The sequence below is a fragment of the Neisseria sp. HMSC03D10 genome (assembly GCF_001807625.1).
GTDB classification, from domain to species: domain Bacteria; phylum Pseudomonadota; class Gammaproteobacteria; order Burkholderiales; family Neisseriaceae; genus Neisseria; species Neisseria mucosa.
On the sequence record NZ_KV789559.1, the window covers coordinates 1 to 1575 of the forward strand.

Annotated in this window: 2 protein-coding genes; both read right to left on the bottom strand. The window is 44.1% G+C overall.

The genetic code is table 11. From position 1 onward, the window contains the following. Positions 1-92: 92 nt before the first annotated feature. Positions 93-1337 (bottom strand): type VI immunity family protein, encoded by a 1245-nt coding sequence (locus tag HMPREF3066_RS07695; RefSeq protein WP_257962948.1) that lies wholly within the window; start codon positions 1335-1337, stop codon positions 93-95. A 28-nt stretch (positions 1338-1365) separates the two neighbouring features. Continuing rightward, positions 1366-1575 (bottom strand): hypothetical protein (locus tag HMPREF3066_RS13355; RefSeq protein ID WP_210385704.1); only part of this gene is annotated, 210 nt, incomplete at its 5' end.

A 1575-nucleotide genomic window follows, 5' to 3' on the forward strand; every position in this document is an offset into this window, starting at 1 on the left:
AGTGTCCAAGATTTGGGGGCCAGTTCAGTTTTTCAGACGGCCTTTATTAAAGTTGGGTTTTTCAACTTGACTTACGTTTGATACCTAAATAATCAAAACTCTGAAGCCACCAGCACACTGCCTCCGTCGTCCCGCTTAACCAAACGCCAAACACAATAACCTTTCCTAATTTCCGTTGTGCCGTTTAGAAGGTGCTTGTAATACTCTCCCCTATCAGGAAAGACTTCTCCTTCTTCAAAATGTCGTTCTATCGCATTTTCGAGATCATCGGGTATCCACATCCCGGCATAAGGTGCTTCCAAAGGTCTCTCACGGTACACAGGCATCAGTTCCTGCTTCGTCCCTTTAGGATCAAAAATCCCGTTTTCAAAATTGGCATTATCCCAACGATGCAGCCAGTAATAGCCTTGGGAAGCCGAGTAGCGGTTTTTGCCGTTGCCGAAGGCAGTATGTAGTGAGTCGTTCAGCTTTTGTGTCAGTATCGGCCGCATCAGGTTGTTCACTACCAGGTAATTAATAGGCAACGGTTTGGTTTTATCTCCCAAATCGGGGAATTTTCCTGCTTTGAATACCATGGTGCCGTTATAAGTCTTCAGTGTAATATCACGATAATGGTTCAAAACGTTTTGGATTTCCATGCTGTTCAGTTTATTCTGAAACGCCTTGCCGACAAGTGTGTACCAGCTGATAGATTTTATACCTTCGTACCAAAGGAGGGTTATGGGTGAATCTGAATCAGGTGTTACCCCCCAGTAACGTTTGGTAACAGCATATTCATAAAATTGGTATTTATAGTAGGAATCGGGGAGGGCAAGGGTCAGTCCGGCATAGCCGTGGAAAATATCAAACTGTTTGCAAACATATTCCACCCAATCTTCGAATTCCTGCTGTTGGGCAGTAGTCGATAAAAAGGACAAAGGCAGGGTAATTTGAAGGCAAGACAATCCATTTTCATCTATTGGGTGGGAGGATAGGGTTTTGAACTGATATTCCGGAGCCCTTTGACCATATTCCGTATCAGAAGTCAGTACACATGAAAATCTGCGTCCTGATTCGGCATTTTTAATGGTACGGTCTATTTTGTTTTGAAATGCGGTCGGATTAAGCCGTGCAAAACGGCGCATGTCTGTCCAAAAATGCATTTTCAAATACCCATGGTACTTTGAATAAAAGCGTTCGGCAGCTTCCAGCGTTTTGCGTTGTCCCGCTACCGAACCGCCGCCCGTATAGTAGATCAATATGGTCAGTCCCAGACGGGCATTGATATTGTAATCTTCGTCATACATCAGGATTTCATCGGCTTCCCGTTGCAGGGATTCATATAGTTTGGTTGTCATGCTCTTTCTTTCACAGGGTTGCTGTTGTTTACTCTTTCGGCAGATTATCGTGTCGGGCATCGAATTCGCGCACTTTTTCTTCCCAGCCTTTCAGATGCGAAGTATCGGTGTTTTTCTCGCAAGCCTGCCACGGGACATAGTGAGTAATTTTGTATTCATGGGGTTCATATGTAGAGCCTTTGGGTTTGTTTACAAGATATTTGTAGGCATAACAGTTACTACGCTGTTCAAAACGTTC

Coding starts and splice junctions, on each gene's coding strand:
- HMPREF3066_RS07695 (WP_257962948.1), bottom strand. CDS start 1,337: ATGACAACCAAACTATATGAATCCCTGCAACGGGAAGCCGATGAAATC.